23 protein-coding genes are annotated in these 22,874 nt (G+C 67.5%); 15 read left to right on the top strand and 8 right to left on the bottom strand.

What is annotated here, in order from left to right; all coding sequences use genetic code 11:
- Nucleotides 1–35: 35 nt before the first annotated feature.
- Entirely contained in the window at nucleotides 36–2,219 is a 2,184-nt protein-coding gene (locus tag AC4AMJ_RS11160) for an RNA degradosome polyphosphate kinase (protein WP_489896306.1), read from the bottom strand.
- A gap of 7 nt (nucleotides 2,220–2,226) precedes the next feature.
- Nucleotides 2,227–3,027: a 2-phospho-L-lactate guanylyltransferase gene (cofC, locus tag AC4AMJ_RS11155; protein ID WP_489896305.1), complete on the bottom strand. Its 801-nt coding sequence runs from the start codon at nucleotides 3,025–3,027 to the stop codon at nucleotides 2,227–2,229.
- A gap of 97 nt (nucleotides 3,028–3,124) precedes the next feature.
- Here cofC and AC4AMJ_RS11150 point away from each other — a divergent pair, with 97 nt between their 5' ends.
- On the top strand, nucleotides 3,125–4,129 hold the full coding sequence (locus AC4AMJ_RS11150; protein ID WP_489918060.1) for an NAD(P)H-dependent glycerol-3-phosphate dehydrogenase: 1,005 nt from the start codon (nucleotides 3,125–3,127) through the stop codon (nucleotides 4,127–4,129).
- Nucleotides 4,130–4,139: 10 nt separating this feature from the next.
- Here AC4AMJ_RS11150 and AC4AMJ_RS11145 read toward each other — a convergent pair whose 3' ends face one another.
- Nucleotides 4,140–4,697, bottom strand: a complete 558-nt coding sequence (locus tag AC4AMJ_RS11145) for a DUF3515 domain-containing protein (protein ID WP_489896303.1) — start codon at nucleotides 4,695–4,697, stop codon at nucleotides 4,140–4,142.
- Between the two features lie 59 nt (nucleotides 4,698–4,756).
- Nucleotides 4,757–5,002 (bottom strand): Lrp/AsnC ligand binding domain-containing protein, encoded by a 246-nt coding sequence (locus AC4AMJ_RS11140; RefSeq protein WP_489896302.1) that lies wholly within the window; start codon nucleotides 5,000–5,002, stop codon nucleotides 4,757–4,759.
- Between the two features lie 97 nt (nucleotides 5,003–5,099).
- On the opposite strand from AC4AMJ_RS11140, the gene AC4AMJ_RS11135 reads away from it, so the two are divergent.
- Genes AC4AMJ_RS11135 through AC4AMJ_RS11125 form a run of 3 tightly spaced genes read left to right on the top strand, consistent with a single transcriptional unit; the run spans nucleotide 5,100 to nucleotide 7,383 of the window.
- Nucleotides 5,100–6,131, top strand: coding sequence for a thiamine-phosphate kinase (locus AC4AMJ_RS11135; protein WP_489918059.1), 1,032 nt, complete (start codon nucleotides 5,100–5,102; stop codon nucleotides 6,129–6,131).
- A 23-nt stretch (nucleotides 6,132–6,154) separates the two neighbouring features.
- Complete coding sequence (locus AC4AMJ_RS11130; protein WP_489896300.1) at nucleotides 6,155–6,676, top strand: gamma carbonic anhydrase family protein; 522 nt, start codon at nucleotides 6,155–6,157, stop codon at nucleotides 6,674–6,676.
- Nucleotides 6,673–7,383 carry a uracil-DNA glycosylase gene (locus AC4AMJ_RS11125; RefSeq protein ID WP_489896299.1) on the top strand — a complete coding sequence of 237 codons (711 nt, stop codon included), beginning with the start codon at nucleotides 6,673–6,675 and terminating at the stop codon, nucleotides 7,381–7,383. The genes AC4AMJ_RS11130 and AC4AMJ_RS11125 overlap by 4 nt, the downstream gene beginning before the upstream one ends.
- 314 nt (nucleotides 7,384–7,697) lie before the next feature.
- Here the strand turns inward: AC4AMJ_RS11125 and AC4AMJ_RS11120 are convergent, their stop codons facing one another.
- Complete coding sequence (locus AC4AMJ_RS11120) at nucleotides 7,698–8,510, bottom strand: enoyl-CoA hydratase/isomerase family protein (RefSeq protein WP_489896298.1); 813 nt, start codon at nucleotides 8,508–8,510, stop codon at nucleotides 7,698–7,700.
- Nucleotides 8,511–8,636: 126 nt separating this feature from the next.
- A complete protein-coding gene (rpmB, locus tag AC4AMJ_RS11115; RefSeq protein WP_124706538.1) occupies nucleotides 8,637–8,828 on the bottom strand; it encodes a 50S ribosomal protein L28 in 192 nt (63 codons plus the stop codon).
- 286 nt (nucleotides 8,829–9,114) lie between these two features.
- Here rpmB and AC4AMJ_RS11110 point away from each other — a divergent pair, with 286 nt between their 5' ends.
- Both AC4AMJ_RS11110 and recG read left to right on the top strand, forming a co-directional pair.
- A complete protein-coding gene (locus tag AC4AMJ_RS11110) occupies nucleotides 9,115–10,782 on the top strand; it encodes a DAK2 domain-containing protein (RefSeq protein WP_489896297.1) in 1,668 nt (555 codons plus the stop codon).
- Nucleotides 10,783–10,790: 8 nt separating this feature from the next.
- A complete protein-coding gene (recG, locus tag AC4AMJ_RS11105; protein WP_489896296.1) occupies nucleotides 10,791–13,034 on the top strand; it encodes an ATP-dependent DNA helicase RecG in 2,244 nt (747 codons plus the stop codon).
- A gap of 13 nt (nucleotides 13,035–13,047) precedes the next feature.
- Here recG and AC4AMJ_RS11100 read toward each other — a convergent pair whose 3' ends face one another.
- Complete coding sequence (locus tag AC4AMJ_RS11100) at nucleotides 13,048–13,446, bottom strand: VOC family protein (protein ID WP_489918058.1); 399 nt, start codon at nucleotides 13,444–13,446, stop codon at nucleotides 13,048–13,050.
- An 84-nt stretch (nucleotides 13,447–13,530) separates the two neighbouring features.
- Between AC4AMJ_RS11100 and AC4AMJ_RS11095 the strand changes: the two genes are divergently transcribed.
- Nucleotides 13,531–14,238 (top strand): HNH endonuclease family protein, encoded by a 708-nt coding sequence (locus AC4AMJ_RS11095; protein WP_489918057.1) that lies wholly within the window; start codon nucleotides 13,531–13,533, stop codon nucleotides 14,236–14,238.
- Between the two features lie 9 nt (nucleotides 14,239–14,247).
- Here the strand turns inward: AC4AMJ_RS11095 and AC4AMJ_RS11090 are convergent, their stop codons facing one another.
- Nucleotides 14,248–15,597, bottom strand: coding sequence for an HNH endonuclease (locus AC4AMJ_RS11090; protein ID WP_489918056.1), 1,350 nt, complete (start codon nucleotides 15,595–15,597; stop codon nucleotides 14,248–14,250).
- A 112-nt stretch (nucleotides 15,598–15,709) separates the two neighbouring features.
- Here AC4AMJ_RS11090 and AC4AMJ_RS11085 point away from each other — a divergent pair, with 112 nt between their 5' ends.
- The 8 genes from AC4AMJ_RS11085 to AC4AMJ_RS11050 are packed head-to-tail and all read left to right on the top strand — an operon-like array spanning nucleotide 15,710 to nucleotide 22,829.
- Nucleotides 15,710–16,987 carry a glutamate-5-semialdehyde dehydrogenase gene (locus AC4AMJ_RS11085; RefSeq protein ID WP_489896292.1) on the top strand — a complete coding sequence of 426 codons (1,278 nt, stop codon included), beginning with the start codon at nucleotides 15,710–15,712 and terminating at the stop codon, nucleotides 16,985–16,987.
- Nucleotides 16,987–17,910, top strand: a complete 924-nt coding sequence (locus AC4AMJ_RS11080; RefSeq protein WP_489896291.1) for an AAA family ATPase — start codon at nucleotides 16,987–16,989, stop codon at nucleotides 17,908–17,910. Before AC4AMJ_RS11085 ends, AC4AMJ_RS11080 begins: the two co-directional genes overlap by 1 nt.
- Nucleotides 17,910–19,340 carry a vWA domain-containing protein gene (locus tag AC4AMJ_RS11075; RefSeq protein ID WP_489918055.1) on the top strand — a complete coding sequence of 477 codons (1,431 nt, stop codon included), beginning with the start codon at nucleotides 17,910–17,912 and terminating at the stop codon, nucleotides 19,338–19,340. Before AC4AMJ_RS11080 ends, AC4AMJ_RS11075 begins: the two co-directional genes overlap by 1 nt.
- 49 nt (nucleotides 19,341–19,389) lie before the next feature.
- Nucleotides 19,390–20,094 (top strand): nicotinate-nucleotide adenylyltransferase, encoded by a 705-nt coding sequence (gene nadD, locus AC4AMJ_RS11070; RefSeq protein ID WP_489896289.1) that lies wholly within the window; start codon nucleotides 19,390–19,392, stop codon nucleotides 20,092–20,094.
- A gap of 46 nt (nucleotides 20,095–20,140) precedes the next feature.
- Nucleotides 20,141–20,503, top strand: coding sequence for a ribosome silencing factor (rsfS, locus tag AC4AMJ_RS11065; protein WP_489896288.1), 363 nt, complete (start codon nucleotides 20,141–20,143; stop codon nucleotides 20,501–20,503).
- Entirely contained in the window at nucleotides 20,500–21,213 is a 714-nt protein-coding gene (locus AC4AMJ_RS11060) for a histidine phosphatase family protein (RefSeq protein WP_489896287.1), read from the top strand. Before rsfS ends, AC4AMJ_RS11060 begins: the two co-directional genes overlap by 4 nt.
- Nucleotides 21,210–21,971: a diglucosylglycerate octanoyltransferase gene (octT, locus tag AC4AMJ_RS11055; protein WP_489918054.1), complete on the top strand. Its 762-nt coding sequence runs from the start codon at nucleotides 21,210–21,212 to the stop codon at nucleotides 21,969–21,971. Before AC4AMJ_RS11060 ends, octT begins: the two co-directional genes overlap by 4 nt.
- A 9-nt stretch (nucleotides 21,972–21,980) precedes the next feature.
- Complete coding sequence (locus AC4AMJ_RS11050) at nucleotides 21,981–22,829, top strand: DegV family protein (RefSeq protein ID WP_489896285.1); 849 nt, start codon at nucleotides 21,981–21,983, stop codon at nucleotides 22,827–22,829.
- Nucleotides 22,830–22,874 lie beyond the last annotated feature (45 nt).

The following is a 22,874-nucleotide window of genomic DNA, read 5'->3' as shown; positions in this document are numbered from 1 at the left end:
AAGCGAATCCTAAGGGTCGGAGGTTGCCAGAAGGTTTACGAGCTCGGGTCCGGTCGCCGGCGATTGCGTCGGATCATCTGCCGCTGATGATCGCGGACCTCTTCTCCCTCGGCCGGCGACGCCGACCAGCTGCCGTCGGATTGCAGGATCCAGCAGCGGGTCCGCGGATCGAGTGCCGAGGCGAACACGTCCTCGAGCTCCTTGGTGAGGCGCGCGTCGCGCACCTGGACCATCACCTCGACCCGGCGATCGAGGTTGCGGTGCATCATGTCGGCGCTGCCGATCCAATACTCGTCCTGGGCGCCGAAATAGAGGACTCGCGAATGTTCGAGGAACTGACCCAGGATCGATCGGACGACGATGTTGTCGCTGACCCCGTCCATTCCCGGTCGGAGTGCGCAGATTCCACGCACGACGATCTCGACCGGAACACCGCTCTGCGACGCCCGATACAGCGCATCGATCACCTGCTCATCCACGAGCGCGTTGGCCTTGAGCTGGATGCGTGCCCGGGTGTCGCCGTGGAGGAAGCGGTCGATCTCGATGTTGACGCGGTCGATGATCCCGGACCGGATTCCGTGTGGCGCCACCAGGATGTTGCGGTATTCCTGTTTGCGTGAATACCCGGTGAGCGTGTTGAACAGGTCCGTCAGGTCCGCGCCGATGTCGGGGGCCGCGGTGAACAGGCCCACGTCCTCGTAGAGCCGTGCGGTCTTGGGGTTGTAGTTGCCGGTGCCGATGTGGCAGTAGCGCCGGATCGCGGATCCCTCCCGACGCACCACCAGACATGTCTTGCAGTGGGTCTTCAGTCCGACGAGGCCGTAGACGACGTGTACGCCCGCCTGCTCGAGCTGCCTGGCCCACTTGATGTTCGCCTGCTCGTCGAAGCGGGCCTTGATCTCCACGAGCGCGACGACCTGCTTGCCGGCCTCGGCAGCGTCGATGAGGGCGTTGACGATCGGTGAATCGCCGGAGGTGCGATACAGCGTCTGCTTGATCGCCAGTACCTGCGGGTCCGCCGCCGCCTGTTCGATGAACCGCTGCACGCTGGTGGAGAACGAGTCATAGGGATGGTGGACGAGCACGTCACCCTCCCGCAGCGTGGAGAACACGCTCTTGGGTGTCTCGCGCTCGCCGAAGGCCGGGTGGGTGGCCGGGACGAACGGGCGGTCCTTGAGCTGTGGCCGATCGAGTCCGTTCACCTCGAAAAGGCATGACAGATCGAGTAGTCCGGGTACCTGGATGACGTCGTGGGGGTTCACGTCGAGCTCCCGCAGGAGGAGTTCGAGCATGTGTTCGGTCATGTCGTCGGCGACCTCGAGGCGCACCGGCGAGCCGAAGCGGCGGCGGGCGAGTTCGCGTTCGAGCGCCTGCAGCAGGTCCTCGTCGCGATCCTCCTCGACCTCGAAGTCCGCGTTACGGGTGATCCGGAAGGCGTGATGCTCAACGATTTCCATGCCCGGGAAGAGATGCTCGAGGTTCGCTGCGATCAACGTCTCGAGCGGGAGGAGTGTCGTCCGACGTTCGTCTTTCTTGGACGCATCCGACCGACGCATCAGATCGTCGACCGGTACGAACCGATTCACGTTGTCGGGCACCTTGACCCGGGCGAAGTGCTCGCCGCCTTCGGCTGCGTCCTTGACGGTCACCGCCAGATTCAGCGACAGACCGCTGATGTACGGGAACGGGTGCGCAGGATCGACGGCCAGTGGCGTCAGCACCGGGAACACGTCCTCGTGGAAATAGTCGACGAGACGTGCCTTCTGTTCTTCCGACAGTTCGGCCCAGGTGACGATGTGGATGTCGTTCTCGGCCAGAGCAGGGTTGACCGAATCGAGGAACACACGGGCGTGCCGGTCGGCGATGGTCTGGGTTCGTGCGGCGATCCGCCGCAACTGTTCGCGCGGGGACAGGCCGTCGGCCGATCGCACCGAGAGTCCGGTCTCGTCGCGACGTTTCAGGCCGGCGACGCGCACCATGAAGAACTCGTCCAGGTTGGAGGCGAAGATTGCCAGGAACTTCGCGCGCTCGAGTAGGGGCATCGACGTGTCCTCTGCGAGCGCGAGGACACGGGAATTGAAGTCCAGCCAGCTCAGTTCACGATTGAGATAGCGGTCGTCGGGCAGGTCGGCTGACTCGTCGGGCAGCAGCGTCGCCGCCGGCGGTGCGCCGGGGATGGCTGTGACCGGCTGGGTTGCGATGTCGTCGGCAGGGCTCACCCTTCAATCATGACGCATCGGGGGTGACCCGGAGGTGTTCGGTCTGCGGCGACAGGCCGGATGCCGATGGATGTCCGCGCAGCGCGGCATCCGTGTGATGGCCGAGACCCAGTGAGCGCGCCGCGTCCAGGTCGGCAGCGGTGTCGACGTCGGTCCGCAGGTCGGGCCAGCGTTCGTGGGACGGATCGAGTTCGACGGCCCCGGCCAATCGGTGGGCCGCAGCCGAATCCGGGCCGAACCGCGGCGGCTCGGTGATGTCGACGTCACGTACCAGCATGGTGGTCCCGGTGCCGTCGCGGTCGGCGAGCAATGCCTGCCGAAGCCCGACAGAGGTGTTGAGCACAGCACGCAGGCTCCGGGCGGTCGCGGCGGGCAGGTCGGCCTGTACGAGCAGTACGGTTCGCGCGTGCGGCCATCGGTTGCGCACGATCCCGGTGGCGTGCGTGAAGGCCAGATTCAGCCGGTCCGCGCCGGTCGAGAACTGATCGATCGCCTCCCGGACGCCGACCGTCCCGGCCGCACGGGCGGTCCGCAGGACGTCGTCGTCGGGGCTGATCACCATGACATCGTCGACGCCCGCGCCGCGAACGGCCTCGATCGTGTCCAACATCATGCCGAGGACGAGTGCGCGGTGCAGGACGTCGCGCCCGGGCCCACGGGTTGCCGCGAGTCGCGACTTCGCCTCGTCGAGGCGTTTCACCGCGAGGACCGCAGCGACATCACCGGGGCGGGTGCCGCCCGGGCCGGTGAACGATGTCGACTCCATACCGACCATGATGCCGACCCGCCGGGCGGCGCCGCGACGCACCCTGCGATCCGCCGGGGGAGATCCGTCACCTCGGTGTGGTGGCACCCGCCGAGGCACTAGGGTGAAGGGGCTAGGAGCGGTTGGCGAAGGAGTTGACGTGCGTGCGGTGGTGATGGGTGCGGGCTCCTGGGGGACCGCGATCGGGAAGGTACTGGTCGACGCGGGTACCGACACGACGATCTGGGCCCGTCGGCCGGATCTGGCCGAACGGATCAACACCGATCACACCAATGCCGACTACCTGCCGGGCATCACCCTGCCCACTGAGCTCGCCGCGACGAGCTCAGTTTCAGAGGCGATCTCGGGAGCCGACGTCGTGGTGTGCGCGGTCCCGTCCCAGTCGTTGCGGGCCAATCTCACCGACTGGACGCCACACGTGGCCGCCGATGCGACGTTCGTGTCGCTGGCGAAGGGAGTGGAGACCAGCACCCTGCTCCGGATGAGTCAGGTCATCGCGGAGGTGTCGGGTGCGTCTCCCGATCGGGTGGCCGTGCTGACGGGGCCCAACCTCGCGCGTGAGATCGCCGAGGGGCAGCCCGCGGCCACGGTGATCGCCTGCCCCGACGAGCAGCGGGCGGTCGAATTGCAGCACGCGTTCGCCACCGGATACTTCCGGCCCTACACCAACACCGACGTGATCGGGTGCGAGATCGGTGGAGCGGTGAAGAACGTCATCGCCCTCGCGTGCGGGATGGCGAGCGGTGTGGGATTCGGCCAGAACACCTTGGCGACGATCATCACTCGCGGTCTCGCCGAGACGATCCGACTCGGTGTGGCGGTGGGAGCACAGATCGAGACGATGGCGGGCCTGGCCGGGGTGGGTGATCTGGTGGCGACCTGTTCGTCGCCGCTGTCGCGCAACCGGACGTTCGGCGCCCGTCTCGGTGAGGGTGCCACGATGGCGCAGGCGCAGGAGGCCACCCACGGCCAGGTGGCCGAGGGCGTCAAATCGTGTACGTCCGTCCGGGCATTGGCCGACAAGTTCGACGTCGAGATGCCACTCACCGAAGCGGTGCACGGAGTGTGTCATTCCGGTATGTCGGTGAGCGATGCCGTCAGCTCTCTGCTCGGCCGCCGGCCCAAGCCGGAGATCTACGACTGACAGCTCGTGGTCAACCGAAGTCGAGCGGACCGCGCGGCAGCGTCTTCTCGATCACGGCCGAGACGTCGGTGATGGGACCGTTGCCGGCGTTGGCCGGGACCCAGATCGCCACATACGGTCGGTGATCGACGCACACGTACGCCTGTCCGGAGCCCTCGACCGTGTCGGTGATGAACCACTGCACCGGATTGATCACCTGGAGATTGCTCGTCGGGGAGAGTTCACTCGGCCGGGAGATGCCGCACCGCAGGGTGACCGCATCGCCATCGCCGTCCGCCGGCCATCTCACGGTGCTGCCGTCCACCTGCTTGTCGCCGAAACCCTCGAACGACTGCGGCAGCGCGGCGATGAGCTTCGCACAGTCCGGTGACGCGGATTCACCTGCCGCATATGACTCGATCGGCGTCGTCTCCTCCGGGCGCAGGGCCGCGAAGACGATGAAGCCGACGATCACCATGGCCGGGATGGCAACCAGTGTCGCGATCAGAGCCGGGCTCAGACGGGGGCCGGTGCCATACCGCGAGTCCACGTCCGCAGGTGAACCATCGTGGTGTTCGTCGTCGCTCACGACAACCACCCTAGTGGTCCGTTTTCGGGCTGATCGGACCCCGCTCGGTGCGGAGTCTCTCAGTGCGGGGTCTGCACCACCGGGCAGGTGAGTGTCCGGGTGATCCCGTCCACCTTCTGGATCTGGGGGACGACGTTCTCGTTGAGATGCGACGCATCGGCGGCGTCGACACGGACGATGACGTCGTAGGGTCCACTGACCTCTTCGGACGTGGCGACACCGGAGATCTCCGCGATCGTCGCCGCTGCCAACGCGGCCCGTCCGACCTCGGTCTGGATCAGTATGTATGCCTGAACCACGCCCATCCTCTCGTCAGCGCCCGGAGTCCGGCTGTAGACCCGGTGACAGTATTGTCGCTGACAACCCCATCCAAGCGCGACTCAGGGAAATCGAGGAGATGTCGTGACCGTCGGAAATGCCGGGGAACCGGTCGATCGGGCACGCACGGTGAGCGAGGTCGGGGAGCGCCGTCTCATCGCCGAACTGACGCGCGCTGCGGCGACGATCGATCCCCTCGACGGGCCGGTAGAGCACATGCACGACATCGTGATCGGCTCGGGCGACGATGCCGCGGTGATCGACACGGCCGGGCCGACGGTCGTCAGCACGGACACCGCCGTGCAGGGACGGCATTTCCGCTTCGACTGGTCGGATGCGCACACCATCGGCGCACGAGCGGTGGTGCAGAGCGCGGCCGACATCGCCGCGATGGGCGGCCGGATCACCGGTGTGGTGGTGTCGCTCGCGTGTCCGACGGATACCACGGTCGCCACCGTCCTCGATCTCAACGCGGGGATCGTGGAGGCGACACACCGCCTCGGTGGACGTGTACTGGGCGGTGACCTGGTGGCCGCCGAACAGGTGGTGCTGACGGTCACCACGATGGGCGCACTCGATGGCGCTACCCCGATCGTCGTCAGCGGAGCGCGGCCCGGCGATGTCCTGGCGGTGACCGGACACACACTGGGGGCCAGTGCCGCCGGGTTCGCACTGCTACTCGACGCCGAACGGCGGGGCACGGCCGAATTGGTCGAACGGTACCCGAGGCTCGTCGACGCGCATCGGCTGCCGCAACCCGACCTCGGGCAGGGCCCGGCCGCGGCACGTGCCGGTGCGCACGCCATGACCGACATCTCCGACGGTCTCGTCGAGGAGTTGATCACGGTGGCGGCGGCGTCGCGGGTTCGGGTCGAGGTGGCGAGCCATCTCATCCCGGTCGAGCCGGACATGCGTTCTGCGGCATCGCAGCTCGGGGTGGATCTGGACGAGTGGACCGTCGCCGGTGGGGAGGATCACGAGCTGCTGGCGGCATTCCCGCCCGCGGCGATACCGCCCGGCTGGACACGCATCGGGGACGTCCACGACGGGACCGGGGTGCTCGTGGACGGTCGGCCGATCGGGAGTCGACGAGGCTGGCAGTCGTTCGGCTCCTGAACGACATGCCCTAGATTCGGTGCATGGCTATCTATGCGCTCGGCGACCGCGAACCCAAGATCGGTGACGACGTCTACATTCACCCGGATGCCACGGTTATCGGCGATGTGACACTCGCCGACGGGGTCTCGGTGTGGCCGGGTGCAGTCCTGCGTGGGGACTCCGGCACGATCTCCATCGGTCGTCGGACCAACATCCAGGACGGGACGATCATCCATTGCACCCCGATCGATGCCACGGTGATCGGGGAGGAATGCGTCGTCGGTCACAACGCGCACATCGAAGGCGCGACGATCGGGGATCACTGTCTGATCGCATCCGGGTCGGTGGTGCTCAACGGGTCGACGATCGGCACCGGCGCGATCGTCGGCGCGGGCGCGGTTGTGCCGTTCAAGTTCACCGTGCCGGAACGTCGGATGGCGCTCGGGGTGCCGGCCAAGGTCCGCGAAGGCTACGAGGTCCCGGAAGGACATGTGGACCTCAACGTCGAGATGTACTTCCAGAACGGAAAGTACTTCCGAGAAGCGCTGCGGAGGATCGGGTGAGCACACCGGACGCCGGCGCGGCGCCGTCACCGAAACCGGTGGCGGACCTGATCGATCCGGGTTGGGCGCAGGCGCTGGCGCCGGTCGAGCCGGTCATCGCCTCGATGGGGCAGTTCCTGCGCGAGGAGAACGCCGCCGGCCGCGGTTACCTCCCGGCCGGCAAGAATGTCCTGCGCGCGTTCACCCACCCGTTCGACGACGTCCGCGTGCTGATCGTCGGCCAGGACCCGTACCCCACCCCCGGGCACGCGGTGGGTCTGAGTTTCTCGGTGGCTCCGGAGGTCTCACCGATCCCTCGATCGCTGGCGAACATCTACCGCGAGTACTGCGACGACCTGGGTTTCCCGATGCCCGCCAACGGCGACCTCACCCCATGGGCCAACTCCGGTGTCCTGCTGCTCAACAGGGTTCTCACCGTGTCGCCCGGTGAACCGGCGTCGCATCGAGGCAAGGGCTGGGAGCAGGTCACCGAATGCGCGATCAAGGCTCTCGTCGCCCGCGATTCGGAGCCCCTCGTCGCCATCCTGTGGGGTCGCGACGCCGGTGGACTCAAGCAGTGGTTGCCGGAGGTCCCGGTGATCGAGTCCGCCCATCCGTCCCCGCTGTCGGCCAGTCGCGGATTCTTCGGCTCGCGACCGTTCAGCCGGGCCAACGAGGCCCTCGAGGAACTCGGCGGCGACCCGGTCGACTGGCGTCTGCCCGGCTAGCCAGGGCGGACCTGGGCCCTTCGTGACGTTCGCAAGCTCGTTCCTCAGGGTCCGTGGGGCGGCGCTCGCAAGCTCGCTCCTCAGGGTCCGTGGGGGTGTTCGCGGTGTGGAGGGGTTGGTCGGCGGAGTCATCTTCCGGTCCCTGAGGAGGCCCGGAGCTTGCGGAGGGCCGTCACGAAGGGTGACGCGCGCAAGCTCGCTCCTCAGTGGCCGTGGGGGTGTTCGCGTGTGTGGAGGCGTTGGTCGGGGAGTCACCCTCCGGTTCCTGAGGAGGCCCGGAGCTTGCGGAGGGCCGTCACGAAGGGTGGCGCCGGCTATCGGCGAACAGACCCGAAGTCCGGCTTGCGCTTGCCGACGAACGCGTCGACACCCTCGATGCCCTCAGGTGACGCGGAGAGCACGGAGATCGATTGGGCCTCCGCACGGAGTTGCTCGCTCAGTGAGACGGTCGCCGACTGCGACAGCAACGAGCGTGTAGCCGCGTCGGACTGCCACGGGCCCGAGGCGATCTTCTCGGCGGCCGACCGAGCCGCGGACTCGACCTCACCGTCGTCGACGACATCGGCCAGAATGCCCAAGGCGAGGGCCTGCTCGGCGCCGATGACCTGGTCGGTGAGGATGATGTGCCGTGCGCGTGCGGCACCGACGACGCGAGGAAGCGTCCAGGTCATCCCGCCGTCCGGCGAGAGACCGATGCCCCGGTACGCCGGACGCATCTTGGTCGACGTGCCGCCGATCGCGACGTCGGCGTGTAGGACGATGCTCATTCCGGCGCCGGCGGCCCAGCCCTTCACCGCAGCGACGACCGGCCGATCGGCTTCGTGGAGAGCAGTGACGAACGCGTGGAAGTTGTCGGCGAGACCGCGCAGATAGGTCGGGCGATGGTCGGCCGAGGCGAAGGCCCGGACGTTTCCGCCGGCGCAGAAGTTGGCGCCGTGGCCCACGAGAAGGATCGCTCCCACCTGGCGCTCGCCACGCGCGACCTCGCGCAGCGCGGCCGCGCCCTCGGTCAGTGCGTCATCCGCGAGCGAGGTGCCCGCGGCGGCGGTGGAGACGGCGATCGTCAGGACGCCGCCGTCCTCGGTGACGAGGGCTGTGGTCGGCTCGGTGTCAGGCTGTGCGGTCATGGTCTGCAGACTCTAGCCGGAACGCACAAACACCCGATCTCCCGGGGCGAGCGATTGCTCGGTCCGGGAGATCGGGCTCCGTGTGAGGATCGGTCGATCAGTGAGCGGCAACTGCCGCGTCGACGATCAGACGCGCGCGGTCTTACCGGCCTTCAGGCAGGAGGTGCACACGTTCTTGCGCTTGCGGTTCCCCGGCGCGACCTCGACGCGCACCGACTGAATGTTCGGGTTCCACCGGCGGTTCGTGCGCCGGTGCGAGTGCGAAACCGACTTGCCGAAGCCCGGTCCCTTGCCGCAGATATCGCAAACGGCAGCCATCGTCGAACTCCCTTGTGTTGATGAAAGTGGTCGTGTTCTGCCCGCAGTTCCGCGATCGGTGACGATGCACCGACGGGCACAGCTGCAAGGCAACCCTGCAAGAATAGCCGGACCGGTCCTGACCGACCAAATCGGTCCACAGAGCATGGCGTTCTCGTGGGCGTGCGGCGGTCGGCTCGGTGCCGTCCGATGGCCCGGGTAACCTCGAACGCAACTGGCGATCAGCCTGCGCCGGCCTGCTCAGGGTTTCGCCGGCCTGCGCCATTGTCCACGGTAGAGGGGTTTCATGGAGTCGGCGTTCGACGGCGGTCTCATCAAGATGATGAACCCGCAGCTCCTGCGGGACTGGGCGCATGCCGCCGTCGACGGGCTCGAGAGTCTGCGCGGCGAGATCAACGACCTGAACGTCTTCCCGATCCCCGACTCCGACACGGGCAGCAACATGTTGTTCACCATGCAGGCCGCGATGGATGCGATCGACACCCTGCCGGACGACGCGGGCGTCGGGACGGTCGCGCGGACGATGGCCGATGGCGCGGTGGCCCAGGCGCGTGGCAACTCCGGCATCATCCTGTCGCAACTGTTGGTCGGTATATCGGACGCGGCGGAGCTGATGTCCGACGAATCGCACATGACGTTCAATCAGCTGTGGGCGGCGGGCCTGCGGCTGGGGTCGCTGGCCGCGGTCCGCGCGGTGAGTGAGCCACGTGAGGGCACCGTGCTCACCGTCATCCGAATTGCCGCGGAGACGGCTGCCGCCCACGTCACCGAGTCCGCCGGGGACCTGGCCAGGGCGGTCGCCGACGACTGTGCGGAGGCGCTCGAACGAACTCCGGAACAGCTGCCGGAACTCGCCGACGCCGGCGTGGTCGACGCGGGTGGTCGGGGGTTCCTCGCCCTCGCCGATGCGATGGTGGCGGTGCTGACCGGGGTCGCCCAACGACGTCGCCGCTACCGGGGCATTCTCATCGGCGGCGGGCGGCCGGGGCACCAGGAGAACGACACCTGCTCGGGTGGCAGCGACATGGACTTCGAGGTCATGTATCTGCTGGACGGTGCGGCGGGGGAGCAGATCGGATCGCTGCGCGAGACGTTGAACGAGATCGGGGACTCGGTGGTGATCGTCGGCGACAGCTCCGCCGGCGGCGAACGGTTCTCGGTTCACGTCCACACCAGCGATCCGGGCAAGGCGGTCGAGGCAGGCGTGGTGCGCGGACCGCTCTCCGACATCCGGATCAGTTGTTTCGCGCTCGACGCGATCCGCGCCCAGGTCGACACCACCGAACCGCCACCCCGGAACAAACGTGCCGTGGTCGCCGTGGTGACCGGTGCCGGTGCGGCAGAGTTGTTCGCCGAGGCCGGCGCCGCGGTCCTGTCCGCCGACGACGGGCTGACGCCGGAGGCGTTGACCGAGGCGATCCGTGCCACCGACAGCGCCCATGTCGTCGTGATGGCGAACGGCAAACTGTCCGCGCAGGACCTCGTCTCGGTCACCGCCGCCACGCGTTCGACCCAGCGGTCGGTGGTGTTTCTGCCGACATCGTCGATGGTGCAATGTCTTTCGGCGCTGGCCGTCCATGATCCGGGCGAGGCGCCGGACCCGGACACCTATGCGATGGCCGAAGCCGCGGCCGGCACCAGGTGGGGATCGCTGGTGCGTGCCCCGAGTCGGATCATGACGCTGGCCGGTACCTGCGAGGTCGGCGACGTACTGGGGCTGATCGGTTCCGACGTCCTGGTCATCGCGCCGGACCAGACCGGCGCGGCCACCGCACTGGTCGACCTGATGCTGGCCACCGGTGGCGAACTGGTGACCGTGATGGCCGGGGCCGGCGTCGACGACGCCGCGCTCGAGGCCCTGAGTCAGCAGATGCGTCGCAGTTATGCCGGCGTCGAGCTCGCGATGTATCGGACCGGCCAATCCGATCAGCTGCTGCAGGTGGGAGTCGAGTAGTGCTCCGGATGGCGGACGGCCTCGACGTGGTCCTCGACCCGAAACTCGTCGCACGGCTGGAATCCATCGGAGTCGCGACGGTGGGCGAACTGCTGCGCTATGCGCCGCGGCGCTATGTCCGGCAAGGTCAGCTGTCCAACGACGAGCTACCTGTCGATGACGAGTGGGCGACGATCGTCGGCCGGATCACCGCGGCACGGATGATCCAGATGCGCAAGCGCCACGGTCAGTTCCTCAAGGTGACCGTGACCGACGGCAACCACTCCTACGAGGCCAACTTCTTCAACGCCAGGTTCATCCAGCAACGCCTCAAGCCGGGCGCGCGCGTCATGATGGCCGGGAAGGTCAAGACCTTTCAGGGCAAAGTGCAGCTGTCGCATCCGGAATGGGCGGTGCTCCCCGACGGCGACCCCGAGGTCGACCGCGTCGTCGGATCGGCGATGCTGACGGAGATGTACTCGGTGGAGGCGGAGATCACCGGCGGGGTCGACGAGGCGGGGCTGGACCGCCCGATCGTTCCGATCTACCCGTCCACCAAGGAGATCCAGACCTGGAACATCTGGGGTGCCGTACGCCGGGTACTGGCTGCCCTCGACGCCGCCGACGAGGTGATCCCGGACGCACTGACGCCCGAGCAACGCTCCGCTCGCGAGCTGATCTCCACCGACGACGCATTGCACCGCATCCACCTGCCGGACACCGAAGACGACATCGACACGGCGCGAGCCCGGCTGAAGTTCGACGAGGCGCTGGCCATCCAGACCGTCCTCGCCCAGCGGCGGGTGGCGGGCCGAACCGAGCACGCGCCGATCTGCCCGCATGTCGACGGTGGCCTGGAGGACCGGCTGATGGCGCGTCTGCCGTTCACCCTGACCGACGGACAGCAGGCGGTGGTCGCCGAGATCGCGGACGAACTCGGCCGCGACGTGCCGATGAGCCGACTTCTCCAGGGTGAGGTGGGGTCCGGTAAGACCCTGGTCAGCCTTCTGGCCATGTTGCGCGTGGTCGACAACGGGCATCAGTGCGCGATCCTCGCGCCTACTGAAGTGCTTGCCGCGCAGCACTATCGGACGATGCGGACGATGCTGGGAGATCTGTCCGAGGCGGGTGAACTGTCCGCGGCCGAGGGCGCCACGAAGGTGGTGCTGCTGACGGGGTCGATGAAGACCGCCGGAAAGCGGCAGACCCTTCTCGATGTCGTCACCGGTACCGCGGGCATCGTGATCGGCACCCACGCGCTCCTCGAGGAGAACGTGACCTTCTTCGACCTCGGCATGGTCGTCGTCGACGAACAGCACCGATTCGGTGTCGAGCAACGAGATGTACTGCGGGCCCGAGGAAAAGACGGCCTCATGCCGCACTTCCTGGTCATGACGGCGACACCGATTCCACGGACCGTCGCGATGACCGTGTTCGGTGACCTGGAGACGTCGGTCCTCACCGAGCTGCCCCGCGGCCGACAGCCGATCAGCACCTCGGTGGTGCCGATGGGCAACGCAGCCTGGGTCGATCGTGTGTGGGCGCGTGCTGCGGAGGAGATCGGCGCCGGTCGACAGGTCTACGTGGTCTGCTCCCGGATCGGCGATGACCCCGACGACAAGAAGTCGAAACGTGCGAGTGCGAACGAGGGGCCGGCGCAGAAGAGCACATCGGTGCTCGATCAGTACGCAGAGCTGCTTGCGGGACCCCTCGGTGGATTCCGGATCGAGATGCTGCACGGGCGGCTCCCCGCCGACGACAAGAACGCCGTGATGGACGCGTTCGGTCGCGGCGAGATCGACCTGGTGGTGTCGACGACGGTGATCGAGGTCGGTGTCGACGTCCCGAACGCCACGATGATGGTGATCGTCGACGCCGAACGTTTCGGGGTGAGCCAGCTACACCAGCTGCGTGGTCGCGTAGGCCGTGGTCAACATCCCGGATTGTGCCTGCTGATGAGTTCGGCGCCGCCGATTTCGCAGGCGATGGAACGGTTGCGGGCGGTCGAAGCGTCCAATGATGGATTCGAACTCGCTCGGGTCGATCTGGAGCAGCGGAGGGAGGGTGATGTCCTCGGATCGCTGCAGTCCGGCGGCACCTCATCGCTGCGGTTCCTGTCCCTGCTGGACGATGCCGACGTCATCGCGGACGCACGCGAGTTCGCCGAGGAGATCGTGGTCGCGGATCTGCCGCTGGCCGAGCATCGTCCCCTCGCCGACCTCGTCGACGCGATCCTGGTACCCAACAAGGTCAAATACCTGGACAAGTCGTGACCTCTGCGGCGGGTCAGATGGTCTGTCGATCCAGGGCATGCGCGGTGACCGGGGTGAACAGATTGATCAGATTGCCGTCGGGATCGCGGAAAAGCAGCGAGCGGTTACCCCACGGCATCGTCGTCGGTTCCTGGACGACCTCGTCGAGCCTCCCCGCCAACCGCTGATACTCGGCATCGACATCGCCGACCCGGAACTCGATGATCACCGACCGATTGGCCCTCGGGACGGCACAGCCGTCGGCGAACATCGCCACCGTCCGTTCGCTTGCCAGCGCGAGGGTTCCGGAAGGGGTGAGGATCTCGGCGAATTCGGTGGTCGCCCACCGCGCCGAGGAAGCGGTGACGTGCTCGTAGAACTCAACGAGATGCGGCAGTGAGTCGGTGATGATGCGGATCGAGACGAGGTTCACGGGTCTTCCTTCGGTTGAGGCGGTGCGGCCAGATCGACGGTCACCGACGACGCTATGGCCGATCCCGGACAACGAGTGTCCGCAATGAATCGAGCTGCACCGCAGTGGCCGTGGCGGTGGTGGTTGATCCTGATGGGGTCCGTGGGCACCGCGGTCGTCGTGGCGGTCGGCACGGTGTCGTCGGGCCCTGGGCCGTCGAACCCGGCGCTGACCGCCCAGGCTCACCGCGCCACTGCACTCCTCTCGCGTATCTCCGTTGTCGCACAACGATCATCGAGATCGGACTATCGGCGCGAGGCGTTCGGTTCCCCGTGGACCGACGCCGTCGCGGTGGCGGGCGGTGGCAACGGGTGTGACACGAGAAACGATGTGCTCGGCCGTGACCTCACTGACACGCGCCGGGCGGCGATCGCGTCGTGCCCCCGGGCGGTGATCTCCGGCGAGTTCCGTAGTCCGTACACCGGCGACTTCCTCGTCTTCCGCAGGGATCGTCGCGCAGGCGCAGTCCAGATCGATCACATCGTTCCACTCTCGTACGCGTGGGACATGGGTGCGTGGTCGTGGCCACCGACGACCCGCATGAACCTCGCCAATGATCCCGCGAATCTCGTGGCCGTCGATGCGGCATCGAACCTGACGAAGTCCGATCAGGGCCCGGCACAATGGATGCCGCCCAACCGGGCGTTCCACTGCCAGTACGCGATCCAATTCGTGGCGGTGACGGCCGCCTATCATCTCGACCTCGACGCCGCGTCGCGCGACGTTCTGTCGCGAGTGTTGGGCCGGTGTTGAACGGCGGAACTACGCGGCGTTCACCAGCGCATGCAATCGGGTCTCGACAATGCTGACCGTCGGTGCTCGAAATCCGACGGCCGGGGGAGCGGCGGAGATGAGGACACCGCCGGTGGGCGTACTGATCTCGACGGTGTGGCCTCCAGCCGCCTTGATCACGGTGAAGCGCCAGCCGTCGGCCTCCTTCGCCAGATTGTGTGCACGGCACAAACCGTCCCCGTTGGAGGCGGATGTCGGTCCACCGTGTCGATGTGGCCGTGCATGATCGATCTCGGCGACCGTTCCGCCACAGTACGGCGTCCGACATCGCCGATCGCGTCTCGCGACGAAATGTGCCAGTGCCTTGGGAAAGCCGCGCGATCGGGCGTCCATCGACACGAGGGTCCCATCGCGCGGCCGCGCATACAGACGTCGGATGGTCGAGACGGTCTCCGCGTCGTCTGCGGTTCCGTCCGCGATCATCCGCCGGGCCAGGTGACCGGGAATCGGCCCGAATCCGGGTATCTCGGCCGCCTCGTCACTGTCGGTGAGCAGAGTGCGCTCCGGGATCACGACATCGACAGCGACCGGAACCGCCGCGGCGTTCGCCTGACCGGTCACCCGTTCGACCAGTGTGTCGGCCATGATCTGTGCATGCGTCCGGTCGTCGGCGCCGAGAATCGAGTCGGCGTGCGCCTTGAGAGAGGCATAGACCGCGACACCTTGGGTCAGGGGCAGCAGCGCCGACAGTTTCGTCATCAGATCCGGTGCCGGCCGCACGCCGACCCGGCGATCTTTCGTCGCCGCGGACGAGCGGGCCACCACGGCGTGCGGATCGAGCTCGTAGGCGAGCTTCTTGACGGATGCGTCGAGTTCCTTGTCGCTCACACCCTCGAGCGTCGACGGGCTCGCGCACATCCGGCGGTCGATCTCGGTCCGGGTCTCGCGTGTGAGGTAGGCGGTCTCGCGGACCAGGATCGTCGCGCGCCATTCGGTGAGCCGTCCGGAGGTGAGGGCCGCATGAGTGTGGGGCATCTCGTGGGCGAGCGCCCGCGCGAAGCCACGGAACTGGCCGCCGCGACGGGGCGACACCTTGCGCGCGATGCCGATCTCGGCGGACAGCCCGCGACCGCGCCGTCGGAGGGGCACGTTGCGCATCTCTTCATCGGTGGCCCGCAGTTCCTCGACACGGGCGGTCTCGCGGACCTGTGCTGCCGCGCACGCGGATTTGACCTCTTCGAGGATCGTCAAGCGCTGCATCGAATCGGATTCCGACGTGCCGCAGGGCAGGTCGGCAAGCTTCACGACGAGTGATCGCAGATCGTCGGTCGAGTCCATGGTTCCCCCCGGTGAGCTCATCAGATCGGTTATCGAACTCATGTTCGAGTGTATCAGGCCGTGGTGACCCGGGCAACAGGCGGCGTTGGGGTGGTGCCTGCCGCCCCGCTACTCTGGTGGACGACATAATTTCGCAGGCGAAGTCGAGGATTTCATGAGTGCACCCACCGCCGAACCGGCCGTGGTGGCGACCGACGTCGAACAGGTCGTCACGGGTCTGGCCAAGGCTGCCAAGGTCGCGTCTCGCGCGCTCGGCGGTCTGACGACCGCCGCGAAGAACGAGCTGCTGCTCGCGGCCGCGGAGGCCATCGAGGCGAACAGCGAGTCCGTGCTCGCGGCCAATGCCACCGACATCGCGCGGGCCGAGGCAGACGGCACGGAGGCCAACCTGATCGACCGGCTGCGCCTCACCCCCGATCGGGTGACCGGTATCGCCGACGGGCTGCGTCAGGTGGCCGTCCTGCCGGATCCGATCGGTGTCGTCGTGGCAGGCAAGACGCTGCCGAACGGACTCGAGCTGCGGCAGGTGCGTGTTCCGCTCGGCGTTGTCGGCATGGTGTACGAAGCCCGGCCGAATGTGACCGTCGACGCTTTCGGCATCGCGTTCAAGTCGGGCAATGCCGTCCTGCTCCGCGGATCGTCGTCGGCCGCCGACTCCAACGCCGAGCTGGTCCGCATCCTGCGTGACGTGCTGCGCGAGAAGAACATCAACGCCGACGCGGTGGCCCTGCTGCCCAGCGAGGACCGTTCCAGTGTCACGGCCCTGATCCGGGCTCGTGGCCTCGTGGACGTGGTGATCCCGCGCGGTGGTGCCGGCCTGATCAATGCCGTGGTGGCCAATGCGACGGTGCCGACCATCGAGACCGGCACCGGCAACTGCCACGTCTACGTGCATGCGCTCGCCGACATCGACGTCGCGACCCGCATCATCCTCAACTCCAAGACCCGTCGTCCCAGCGTGTGCAACACCGCCGAGACCGTGCTCATCGACAAGGCGGTCGCCGCCGATGCGATGGGGAAGATCAGCCAGGCGCTGCGATCGCAGGGCGTCGTCATCCACGGCGACGAACCCGACATGGAGCCGGCCACCGAACAGGATTGGGCCGAGGAGTATCTGTCGATGGACATCGCGATGAAGGTCGTCGACGACCTCGACGCCGCCGTCGCTCACATCGACATGTACGGAACCGGCCACACCGAGGCGATCGTCACGACCGATCTCGCCGCAGCGCGGGAGTTCACGTCCCGGGTCGACGCGGCCGCCGTGATGGTCAATGCGTCGACTGCCTTCACCGACGGCGAGCAGTTCGGCTTCGGTGCCGAGATCGGCATCTCCACGCAGAAGCTGCACGCCCGTGGACCGATGGGGCTTCCCGAACTCACCTCGACCAAGTGGATCGTCTGGGGCGACGGCCACATCCGGCCGGCGTGATGGCTGACGCGACGACCGCCGCGGGCGGCGGGCCGACGACCGTTCCGTCCTTTTCCGATGTCGCCGATGTGGTCTCGCGCCTGCGAGCCACCGGCTATCTCGCCGACGACGCCACGGCCACGTCGACCTACCTCGCCGATCGGCTGGGCAAGCCGTTGCTCGTCGAAGGCCCCGCAGGTGTGGGCAAAACCGAACTGGCACGTGCGATCTCGCAGGCGACCGATGCCGAGCTGATCCGGTTGCAGTGCTACGAGGGGATCGACGAGGCGCGCGCACTCTACGAGTGGAACCACGCCAAGCAGATCCTGCACATCCAGGCCACCGGAAACCGCGACTGGGACGAGGCGAAGACCGACATCTTCTCCGACGAGTTCCTGTTGCCGCGACCATTGCTCAAGGCGATCTCCCGATCCGAGCCGACGGTCTTGCTCATCGACGAGGTGGACAAGGCCGACGTCGACATGGAGGGGTTGCTGCTCGAGGTACTCAGCGACTTCGCCGTCACCATCCCGGAGATGGGGACGGTCGCCGCCGCCCGACGACCGGTGGTGCTGCTGACGTCCAACGCGACTCGCGACCTGTCCGAGGCGCTGAAGCGTCGCTGTCTGTACCTCTACATCGACTTCCCCGACGCCGCGCGCGAACGCGAGATCCTCGCGTCGCGGGTGCCGGGACTGTCCGATGCCCTCGCCGCCGAACTGGTCCGGGTGATCGGGGTGCTGCGAACGCTCGACATCCGTAAGAAGCCGTCGGTCGCCGAGACCATCGACTGGGCAAACACGTTGCTCGCGTTGGGCGCCGGAGAATCGGGCGGCGACACATCCGGCAAGCTCGACGACGGGCTCATCGCCCGCACGCTCGGTGTGGTCCTCAAGCATCGCCCAGACCTGAAGACGGCGCTCAAAGAACTCAAGTTGGGCTGATGTCCACCGCGCCCGATGCCGACGAGGTGCCGCTGATCGCGCATCTGACCGGGTTCGTCGACGAATTGCGTGCCCGCGGAATCGTCGTCGGACCGTCGTCGCTCATCGATGCCGCTCAGGCCGTGGAGGTACTCGACCTCATCGATCGGCGCAGTCTGCGGGAAGGTCTGGCCACCACCCTGATCAGCGATCACATGCATCGCAAGGTCTTCGACACCGTCTTCGACCTGTGGTTCCCACTGGGGACCGGGGCGCGGACCACCGCGACCGAGTTGCCGCGCACACCCGACGGGGAGATCGACGTCGACGCCGTGCGGGACATGATCGCCGACCTGCTGGCCGACGAAACCGCCGACGCCGACGGCCGACTCGCACAGATGGTCTCCCTCATCGTCGATCAGCTCGGGCGCTACGAATCCACTCGCGGTGAGGCGTTCTCGGCGTATCAGGCTCTGTCCCAAGTGAACCCGCAGACGTTGATCGCCAAGATCGCCGCAGCCATGGCCGGGGGTGGCGACGATGAGGGCGGGCTCGGCGACCGGCCGGGAACCGAGCCGATGTACCGCCGCGCCGCCCGGGCGCGCTCGGCCGATCTCCGGGCCGCGATCGAGGCGGAGACCCAACGTCGTATGGCCGGCGCGAAGGGCCGGGACCGTGTCGCCGACTACGCGATCCCGCAGCTGCCGGAGAACATCAATTTCCTGTCCGCCGGCGCGAAAGACCTCGCCGAGATCCGACGTACCATCCAGCCCTTGGCCCGGCTGCTGGCCTCGAAGCTCGAGATCCGGCGCCGCCGTGCGCATCGCGGGGCCGTGGATGTGCGAAAGACCTTGCGGGCGTCCATGTCGACCGGCGGGGTGCCCATCGAACTCAGCCACCGCAGACCGCGCCCCGGCCGTCCGGAACTGACCATCATCTGCGACGTGTCCGGCTCGGTCGCCGGCTTCTCGCAATTCACGTTGCGGCTCGTATACGCTCTGCGGCAACAGTTCTCGAAGGTCCGCGTGTTCGCTTTCGTGGACACCGTGGACGAGGTGACCGACTTCTTCGACACCGGCGCCGACGACGAGGACTTCGGGACGAACATGCACCGGATGATCACCACGGCACGGATCAGCACCCGCGACGGACATTCCGACTACGGCAACATGCTCAAAGGGTTCGTCGACGAGTACGGCGAATCATTGACCCACCGCGGGGCGTTGCTGATCCTCGGCGACGCCCGCAACAACTATCACGACCCGCGCCTGCGCGCGCTGGCCGAGCTCACCGAGCGTGCCCGCCATGCGTACTGGCTCAACCCGGAGGCCAGGGCGAACTGGGGGACCGGCGACTCCGCGGCCGTCGAGTACGCGGAGATCATCGAGATGTTCGAGTGCCGGAACGCCACTCAACTCGGCCGCGCCATCGCGGACCTGCTCCCCGTGTGACCGACTCCTCGCGCGGACAACTGCGGCCGACCGCGTAAACTCACACGTCATGGCCACCGACCGCCCGCCGACTTCGCAGCCGCGCGCACGTCGCATCGGCATCATGGGCGGTACGTTCGACCCGATCCACAACGGGCATCTGGTGGCGGCCAGCGAGGTGGGGCACCGCTTCTCTCTCGACGAGGTCATCTTCGTCCCGACGGGTCGCCCCTGGCAGAAACTCGCCGATCCGGCGGCCGAGAGCGAGGTGGATGCGAACCGGCCGGTGAGTCCGGCGGAGGACCGCTATCTCATGACGGTCATCGCCACCGCGTCCAACCCTCGGTTCACGGTGAGCCGGGTGGACATCGAGCGCGAGGGTGACACCTACACGGTGGACACGCTGCGCGACCTGCGCGCCATGCACCCGGAGGCCGAGCTCTACTTCATCACCGGCGCCGACGCACTCGAGTCCATCCTGTCGTGGCAGGACTGGGAGGAGCTGTTCGAACTGGCGCATTTCATCGGTGTCAGCCGGCCCGGCTACGAATTGCACGCCAAGCACCTGGCCCACCACCTCGAGGCATTGCCCGACGACACACTGCAGATGCTCGAGATCCCGGCCCTGGCCATCTCGTCGACCGAGTGTCGCGCCCGCGCGGCACGAGGCCGCCCGGTCTGGTACCTGGTACCCGACGGCGTCGTCCAATACATCGCCAAACGCAAGCTGTACCGTGCACCGAAGGCATCCTCGCCGGGGGTCTCCGCACCGTGAGCACCCCGCGCGGCGACAGCCGCGACCCCACTATGGAAGGACACCTGTGACTGCCTCAGCCGAAGCGCTGGAGATGGCCACGGTCGCGGCGCACGCCGCCGCCGACAAACTCGCGCACGACGTCACGGTCATCGACGTCTCCGAACAGCTCGTCATCACCGACATCTTCGTGATCGCGTCGGCGGACAACGAGCGGCAGGTGACCGCGATCGTCGACGAGGTGGAGGACAAGCTGCGCGAAGCCGGGCGCAAGCCGGTCCGCCGTGAGGGCACCCGGGAGGGGCGCTGGGCGCTGATCGACTACGCCGACATCGTGGTGCACATCCAGCACACCGATGAGCGGCACTTCTATGCTTTGGAGAGTCTCTGGAAGGACTGTCCGGTCATCGACGTGGACGGCCTTTCGTGAGCGGCGGTCCCGACGATCACGACACCTCGGTCGAGCGCCTCACGCCGGTTGTCCGGCGGCTGATCTTGTTGCGCCACGGTCAAACCGAGTACAACGCCGCCAGCCGGATGCAAGGGCAGCTCGACACCGAGCTGTCTGCGTTGGGGGTGCGGCAGGCCGAGGCCGCCGCGGTGGCACTCGCAGATCGTGCGCCGATGCGGATCGTCGCGTCGGACCTCACCCGAGCGCGCGACACCGCGGACGCTTTGGCGCGGCGCGCCGGGCTCCCCATCACCACCGACGTACGGCTGCGCGAGACCCATCTCGGCGACTGGCAGGGCATGACTCACATCGAGGTCGATGAGGCCATGCCGGGCGCACGTCGGATCTGGCGCGACGACGCCTCATGGTCGCCGCCGAACGGAGAGAGCCGCATCGATGTCGCCCGCCGTGCCGTGCCGCTCGTCGACGAACTCGTGGCCGATCTCGATGACTGGGGCAGCGGTGACCTGCCCGAGGCCCCCGTGGTTCTCGTCGCCCACGGCGGTGTCATCGCGGCCATGACCGCAGCGTTGCTCGGCCTTCCGGAGACGTCCTGGCCGGTGTTCGGCGGACTCGCGAACACGAGCTGGGTGCAGTTGTCGGGACACGGTGTGCCCGGCAGCCCGCCCCGGTGGCGGCTGGATGTCTGGAACGCGTCGGCCGAGAGCGCGGACGCGGGCGTGCAGTGAGTCTGCTCGTCCTGTCGGATTCGCTGGCCTACTACGGTCCGACCGGCGGGTTGCCCGCCGACGACGCGCGCATCTGGCCGAATCTCGTGGGTGAGGACTGCGAGCGCGAGGTCGCACTGTTCGGGCGGATCGGGTGGACGAGCCGAGATGTCTGGTGGGCGTTGACGCAGGACCCCAACATCTGGGCCGCGGTACCGTCTGCGGAGGTCGTGATACTGGCGTTCGGCGGGATGGACAGCCTCCCGTCACCGCTGCCGACGGCCGTGCGCGAGCAGATCCGCTATGTGCGACCCAATCGGGTCCGGCAGGTCGTCCGAGACGGCTATCAATGGCTGCAGCCCCGACTGTCCAAGGTCGGATGGCCCGTCGCACTGCCACCGCACATCACCGTCGAGTACCTCGACAAGATCCACGACGCGCTGACCCAGCTGCGGCCCGACCTGCCCGTCGTACTGTGCCTCCCGCCCACGCACCGCAGCCCCTACTACGGTCACGTGCACAGCGGGCGGATCCCGACCACCGCGGCGATGCTGCGGTGGGCACATGTCCACGGCGTGCCCACCGTCGACTTCTATCCGGCGACTCGGGACGCCTTCGGCGCGGCGGAGTACGAGATGAACCCGGACGGTATCCACTGGGGATTCGACTGCCACCGGCGCATCGCCGACGAGGTCGTGCCCGCGGTCCGACGAGTGCTCGATCGGCGTCCGCGCGCAGCGGGTGATGGGCGTCCCGCCGACGTCGAGCCGACCCGCTAACGTAGACGCGTGCCAGTCGTCGTCGTCACCGACTCATCGTCGCGGCTGCCGGCCGCAGTCGCCGATCACTACGGCATCCGGCAGGTTCCGTTGCATCTCGCCCTGGACGGCAAGGACTACCTCGAGGGCGTCGACGACATCCCGGCCGATATCGTCTCGACCCCGGGTGTGACCACCTCCGGGGCCAATCCGCACGAGTTGAGAACCGCGTATGCCGAGGCGCTGGAGGCCAGCGACGGAGATGGCGTGGTGGCGGTCCACATGTCGCGGCGGCTGTCGGGCACGTGGGGAGCGGGTCGTCTGGCCGCCGAGGAATTCTCCGGGCAGGTACGCATCGTGGATTCGCGTTCGGTCGGGCTCGCCGTCGGTTTCACCGCGATCGGTGCGGCGCAGGCGGCGACCGCGGGCGCCGACCGGGATCGTGTCTACGAATCGGCCATTCGCCAGGCGTCGACGATCGAGTCCATGGTGTGTGTCCACGACCTCGAGAACCTGCGGCAGAGCGGCCGGATCAGCGCGGCGAGCAAGATGCTCGGCTCGGCGTTGTCGATCAAACCGATCCTGCACATGGTCGACGGCATGCTGACACTCAAGGAACGGCATCGCACCTTCTCCAAAGCGCTCACCAAGATGGTCGACGCGGCGGTCGAATCCGCCGACGGGCGACCGGTCACCCTCGGGGTACAGCACAGTGGGTCGCCCGAGCTGGCTCGCGAGCTCGCCGGGCAGTTGACGGATCGGCTCCGCGTGGTGACGTCGGAGATGATCGTGGATCTGGGTCCGGTCCTCGGCTGCCATGTCGGTTCGGGCGCCATCGGGATCACGCTCGCGACCCATCTCGATCCGATCGAGGTCTGACCGACGCGGCACCGGCGTCCACAACCGCGAATCGATCCACAGAAG

The organism is Gordonia sp. LMA484, from assembly GCF_058129505.1.
This window is presented reverse-complemented; position numbering and strand designations above follow the sequence as displayed.

Excerpts from the sequence above, each read along its gene's own strand:
- AC4AMJ_RS11080 (WP_489896291.1), top strand. The coding sequence starts at position 16,987 with ATGGCTGACGCGACGACCGCCGCGGGCGGCGGGCCGACGACCGTTCCG.
- AC4AMJ_RS11120 (WP_489896298.1), bottom strand. The coding sequence starts at position 8,510 with ATGACCGCACAGCCTGACACCGAGCCGACCACAGCCCTCGTCACCGAG.
- AC4AMJ_RS11095 (WP_489918057.1), top strand. The coding sequence starts at position 13,531 with ATGAATCGAGCTGCACCGCAGTGGCCGTGGCGGTGGTGGTTGATCCTG.
- rpmB (WP_124706538.1), bottom strand. The coding sequence starts at position 8,828 with ATGGCTGCCGTTTGCGATATCTGCGGCAAGGGACCGGGCTTCGGCAAG.
- recG (WP_489896296.1), top strand. The coding sequence starts at position 10,791 with ATGGCGGACGGCCTCGACGTGGTCCTCGACCCGAAACTCGTCGCACGG.
- AC4AMJ_RS11090 (WP_489918056.1), bottom strand. The coding sequence starts at position 15,597 with ATGAGTTCGATAACCGATCTGATGAGCTCACCGGGGGGAACCATGGAC.
- AC4AMJ_RS11085 (WP_489896292.1), top strand. The coding sequence starts at position 15,710 with ATGAGTGCACCCACCGCCGAACCGGCCGTGGTGGCGACCGACGTCGAA.
- AC4AMJ_RS11130 (WP_489896300.1), top strand. The coding sequence starts at position 6,155 with ATGGCTATCTATGCGCTCGGCGACCGCGAACCCAAGATCGGTGACGAC.
- AC4AMJ_RS11075 (WP_489918055.1), top strand. The coding sequence starts at position 17,910 with ATGTCCACCGCGCCCGATGCCGACGAGGTGCCGCTGATCGCGCATCTG.
- nadD (WP_489896289.1), top strand. The coding sequence starts at position 19,390 with ATGGCCACCGACCGCCCGCCGACTTCGCAGCCGCGCGCACGTCGCATC.
- AC4AMJ_RS11140 (WP_489896302.1), bottom strand. The coding sequence starts at position 5,002 with ATGGGCGTGGTTCAGGCATACATACTGATCCAGACCGAGGTCGGACGG.
- AC4AMJ_RS11110 (WP_489896297.1), top strand. The coding sequence starts at position 9,115 with ATGGAGTCGGCGTTCGACGGCGGTCTCATCAAGATGATGAACCCGCAG.